The organism is Klenkia sp. PcliD-1-E (assembly GCF_024124375.1).
Classification (GTDB): Bacteria; Actinomycetota; Actinomycetes; order Mycobacteriales; family Geodermatophilaceae; genus Klenkia.
On the sequence record NZ_JAMXRZ010000189.1, the window covers coordinates 1 to 4,939 of the forward strand.

Below are 4,939 nucleotides of genomic sequence, written 5' to 3' on the forward strand. Positions count from 1 at the left end.
CGGCGGGGTCGCGGCGCGCGGCGTCGCGCTGGGCGGCCAGCCGCATGTGCCTGCCGGTGGCCTGGGCCCGCTGGGCGGGGGAGAGCTCGCGGGCGCCGCTGCGGGACAGGGCGGTGAACCCCGCCGCCAGGTAGGTGATCGAGGCCAGGTCCCCGGCCGCGGCGAGCACGGCGTCGGCGTCGCCCCGGCGGCCCTGCGCCACCAGCGCCAGGTACTCCTCGGCCCTGCGGCGGCCCTGCTCGGCGGTGCTCACGGCGTCCTCCCGGTGCGGACAGCAGAACGGCCCCGTCCTGGAGGACGGGGCCGGCTGGGTGGTGGGTGCGCCATCAGGGACTTGAACCCCGAACCCGCTGATTAAGAGTCAGCTGCTCTGCCAATTGAGCTAATGGCGCGGTGCCGCTGCGCTCCAGCGACCCGAGGAACGGTACACGGCCCCGCCGGGCAGACGCGACCCGGGGTGGCGTGGCCTGCGTGACAGCCATTTGTCAGCGACCGGGGGCACACTGGCTGGCTGACCGCCGTCCAGTCGAGGGGATGTCGTACGTGGCTCTGCTGATGAACCGTCGTTCCGCGCTCGCCGTGGGCGCCGCCGGGGTGCTGGTGGTGCTCGCCGGGTGCGGCCCCGACGCGCTCGGGGGAGGGGGGAGCGCCGCGGGCACGACCGCGGCCGCCGACCCGGCCGTGGTGAGCCTGTCGGTCGCCGACGGTGCCACCGACGTCTCCCCGGCCACGCCGCTGCAGGCGACGGTCACCGGCGGCTCGATCACCGACGTCACGGTCACCGACGCCTCCGGGGCGCCGGTCGAGGGCACGCTGAGCGAGGTCCCGCCCGCCACGGCGCCCGCCGCCTCGTCGTCGGCGTCGGAGTCGGAGTCGGCCCCGGCCTCGTCGTCGTCCCCGTCTGCGGACTCGTCGTCTGCCGGGTCGTCGTCCTCGTCGCCGGCCACCCCGTCCTCCGGCGCCACGGCCGGGACGACCAGCCTGTGGACCCCGTCCGCGCCGCTGGCCTACGGCACCGCCTACACCGTCACGGCCACCGCGCAGAACGCCGACGGCGCGTCCAGCGACGCGAGCGGGACCTTCACCACCGTGTCCCCGGCGTCGGTGACCACGCCCTCGATCGGTCCGCTCGACGGCACCACGGTCGGGGTGGGCATGCCGATCCGGGTGTTCTTCGACCAACCGGTCACCAACAAGGCCGAGGTCGAGCGCCACCTGCAGGTCACCAGCTCCACGCCCACCGACGGCCGCTGGAGCTGGATGAGCGACACCGAGGTGCACTTCCGGCCCTCCACCTACTGGCCGGCGAACACCCAGGTGACGCTGGACGCGGACCTCTACGGCGTCGACCTCGGCGACGGCGTCTGGGGCGAGAAGGACCGCACCGTGTCCTTCACGATCGGTGACAAGCACGTGTCGGTCGCCGACGCCGCGACGCACACCCTCACCGTCTACTCCGCCGACCAGGTCGTGCAGACCTACCCGATGAGCGCGGGCAGCAACGCCAACCCCACCCGCAACGGCGCGCACGTGGTGCTCGAGAAGTTCGCCGACATCACCATGGACTCCTCGACCTTCGGCCTGGCCGTCGACGCCCCGGGTGGCTACCGCACGGACGTGAAGTACGCGACCCGCATCTCCAACAACGGCGAGTTCGTGCACGCGGCCCCGTGGTCGGTCGGCCAGCAGGGCTCCTCGAACGTGTCGCACGGCTGCATCAACCTCTCCACCGACCGGGCGCAGTGGTTCTACGACTTCTCCCAGCCCGGCGACGTCGTCGAGGTCGTGAACTCGGTCGGCCCGACGCTGTCGCGCGTCGACGGCGACATCTACGACTGGGCCATCCCGTGGGACCAGTGGGTGGCCGGCAGCGCGCTGGGCTGAGGCCGTGGACGCGAGAGGCCCCGATCCGGTGCGGATCGGGGCCTCTCGCGTGCTGTGGGGTGAGTGACGGGACTCGAACCCGCGACATCCAGGATCACAACCTGGCGCTCTACCAGCTGAGCTACACCCACCGTCGGCCCGCGGGGCGGGCCGTCGAGAAGAGTACCGGAGCCATCAGCCCTCCTGTGGAGGGGCCAGCAACGGCGCGTACGCGTCGGTGGCGGCGGCCGCGGCGGCCTGGGCCTGGTCGGTCGTGGGGCCGGGGGCGGGCACGAACACCGCGCCGCGGTAGTAGGCCAGCTCCCGGATGGACTCCAGGATGTCGGCCAGCGCCCGGTGGGCCAGGCCCTTGGGCGGCTGGTTGAAGTACACCCGCGGGAACCAGCGGCGGGCGAGCTCCTTGACCGAGGAGACGTCGACCATCCGGTAGTGCAGGTGGTCGTCCAGGGCCGGCATGTCGCGGGCCAGGAATCCGCGGTCGGTGCCGATCGAGTTGCCGCACAGCGGGGCGGTCCGGCGCTCGGGCACGAACCGCTTCACGTAGTCCAGCACCAGCTGCTCGGCCTCGGCCAGGGTCGTGGTGGAGGCCCGGACGGCCTCGGTCAGCCCGGACTTGGCGTGCATCGCGACCACCACGTCGGCCATCCCGGCGAGGGCCTCGTCGTCGGCGTGGATGATCACGTCCAGCCCCTCGTCGAGCACGTTCAGCTCGGAGTCGGTGACCACGACGGCGATCTCGATGAGCTTGTCGCTGCTGAGGTCCAGCCCGGTCATCTCGCAGTCGATCCAGACCAGGTTGTGCGCTCCGTTGCCTGCCACGGGAGGCGACAGTACGCACCCGCCGCCGGCACAGCGGGCCCCTTACGGCAGAAGTCCTGGACGCGCCACTCGAAGGGGTCCACCGCGGGCCCGGGGATCGCTACGCTGCGGGCTCGCCTGCCGCAGGAGCCGCGCCCATGACCCTGGACACCCGCACGGTCGACGCCCCCCGCCCCGGGCCCGCCTCGGTGCGCGCCGCCGTCCGCCACCCGGTGGCGGCGCTGCGTTGGCTGTGGGGCTGTGCGATGACCCCGGGCCGCCCCGGCCGGGCGACGACGGAGACCGAGCTGCGCTGGCTGTACGGCGGCTGGCTGCTGGCCTTCGGGCTGAAGATGCTCGGGTCCTCGTGGGACGTCTCGTGGCACTTCCGGTGGCTGCGCGACGACCTGGCGCCCCCGCACCTGCTCAACTCCGCGGGCACGGTGCTGGTCGTGGCCCTCGTGGTCGTGCACAGCTACTCCGGCCGTGGGGTCGACCGGCGGGCGCTGCGCTGGATGCAGGTCGGCACGGCGACGTTCCTGCTGGCGGTGCCGGTCGACATCATCAACCACCGGGTCAACGGGCTGGACATCACCAGCTGGAGCCCCAGCCACATGCTGCTGTACCTGGGCACCGCGGTCATGCTCGCCGGCGCGCTGCGCGGGTGGTGGCTGCACGCGGCGCCGGGGCGCGTGCGCACCGCCGTCCACCTCGGGTTGTGGTTCTTCTTCCTGGAGAACGTGCTGTTCCCCAACCAGCACCAGGAGTACGGCGTCCTCTCGCTGGCCGACTACCGGGCCGGGCACACCACCGCCGAGCCCCAGCTGCTGGACTTCGCCGCCGCCCAGGGCTCCTCGCCCACCAGCTTCATGCTGCCGGTACCGCCGTGGGTGCACCCGGCCTGGCTGATCGGCGCCGGCCTGCTGACCCTGGTCGTCGCCCGCCGGGCCACCGGGTTCCGCTGGACGGCGACGCTGCTCACCGCCGCCTACCTGGGCTACCGCGCGGTCACGTGGGGCCTGCTGGTGCTCACCGGCTTCCCGCCCTCGGTGCCGCCGGTGATGCTGCTGGCCGGCGCGGTCCTGGTCGACCTCGCCGTGCGGTGGCGGGTACCGGGCTGGCTGGCCGGGGTCCCGGTCGCCGCCGCGGTGTTCCTGGCCGCCTTCGTGCAGGAGTTCGTCGCGGTCATCCCGCCGTGGCAGTGGCAGGTGGCGCCGGTCGTGTGCCTCGGCTTCGCGCTGCTGTGGGCCGCCGTCGACCGCACCGCGACGTCCCGGCGCTGGGCGCGCCGGCGGGCGCCCTCGGTCCCCGCCGTCCCCGTGGCCGCAGGCGGCGCGTCCGCACCGTGAGTCGCCGGACCACCGCGGCGATGTCGTAACGTCGGGCTGATGACCGAGGTGGGCGGGGTCCGGGCGCACGGCGGCGCAGCGCAGTGCTGATCCTGACGCCGTCCGGGCTCGACACCCCCGCCGAGCGCGCCTTCTTCGCCGAGCTGGCCAGCTGGGACACCGGCGGCTCGGTCCGCGGTGCCCTCGTGGCCTCCCTGGCGCTGTCCGACGGTCCGATGGACCGCCGGATCTGCGACGCCGTGGTGCTGGTGCCCGAGGGCGTGGCGGTCGTCCGGGTGGTCGGGGTGGTCCGCCAGTCCGGCGTCGTCACCGTCCTCCCCGAGGGGTCCTGGACCATCGGGCCCGGCGCCGGGCCCGGTGACGTGCTGCGCCTGGCCGGCGGCGGGTCGACCCCGCTGGACGGCCTGATGCGGGCCGGGATGGAGGCCGCGACCCGGCTGCGCAGGGCGGGCCTGGAGCCCGGGCGGATCGCCCGGCTGACCGTGCTGCACGGCGAGCTGACCGGTCTGGTGCCCGCCGACGGGGACCTCGGCGAGGGGGACCAGGTCGCGCTGCTGGAGTCGCGGTCGCTGCTGCTGGGCATCGCGCGCGCCGCCCGGTACGCCGGCACCGGCAACCCGCGGCTGTGGACCACCGCCGACGTCCGCGCGGCCCTCGAGGCGCTGGGCGTCGGGGGCCGGAGCCCCGCCGTGGAGGAGCTCAACGGCGAGGGCTTCCCCTACTCGCCCTACGTGCTGCGCCGCCGCGAGCTGATCGCGCCGGCCGGCTTTGCCGACCAGCCCACCGCCCGCCCGGCCGGACCGACCGCGACACCGCCCGCCACCCGGACCGACTGGCCCGCCACCGGCCCCGGCTCCTCCGGCGCCCCCGTCGGGTCCCCCGGCGGCCCCCTCGTGGACCCGGCCGCC

Annotated in this window: 3 protein-coding genes, 2 tRNA genes and 2 pseudogenes; 3 read left to right on the plus strand and 4 right to left on the minus strand. The window is 74.5% G+C overall.

What is annotated here, in order from left to right; all coding sequences use genetic code 11:
* Together NH342_RS21925 and NH342_RS21930 are read right to left on the minus strand one after the other, a co-directional pair.
* Positions 1-253: pseudogene (locus tag NH342_RS21925) on the minus strand (hypothetical protein); the annotation flags it as partial.
* Between the two features lie 66 nt (positions 254-319).
* Positions 320-392 (minus strand) — tRNA-Lys (locus tag NH342_RS21930).
* Positions 393-543: 151 nt separating this feature from the next.
* Here NH342_RS21930 and NH342_RS21935 point away from each other — a divergent pair.
* On the plus strand, positions 544-1,884 hold the full coding sequence (locus tag NH342_RS21935) for an Ig-like domain-containing protein (RefSeq protein WP_253018301.1): 1,341 nt from the start codon (positions 544-546) through the stop codon (positions 1,882-1,884).
* A gap of 55 nt (positions 1,885-1,939) precedes the next feature.
* Here NH342_RS21935 and NH342_RS21940 read toward each other — a convergent pair.
* A tRNA-His gene (locus NH342_RS21940) sits at positions 1,940-2,015 on the minus strand.
* A 43-nt stretch (positions 2,016-2,058) separates the two neighbouring features.
* Positions 2,059-2,703: an oligoribonuclease gene (orn, locus tag NH342_RS21945; RefSeq protein ID WP_253018303.1), complete on the minus strand. Its 645-nt coding sequence runs from the start codon at positions 2,701-2,703 to the stop codon at positions 2,059-2,061.
* Between the two features lie 137 nt (positions 2,704-2,840).
* Between orn and NH342_RS21950 the strand changes: the two genes are divergently transcribed.
* Complete coding sequence (locus NH342_RS21950; protein WP_253018315.1) at positions 2,841-4,031, plus strand: hypothetical protein; 1,191 nt, start codon at positions 2,841-2,843, stop codon at positions 4,029-4,031.
* An 83-nt stretch (positions 4,032-4,114) separates the two neighbouring features.
* Positions 4,115-4,939 (plus strand): annotated as a pseudogene (locus NH342_RS21955) (hypothetical protein); the annotation flags it as partial.

What these genes read in the sequence shown, in the direction of transcription:
- NH342_RS21950 (WP_253018315.1), top strand. Translation starts at nt 2,841, where the DNA reads ATGACCCTGGACACCCGCACGGTCGACGCCCCCCGCCCCGGGCCCGCC.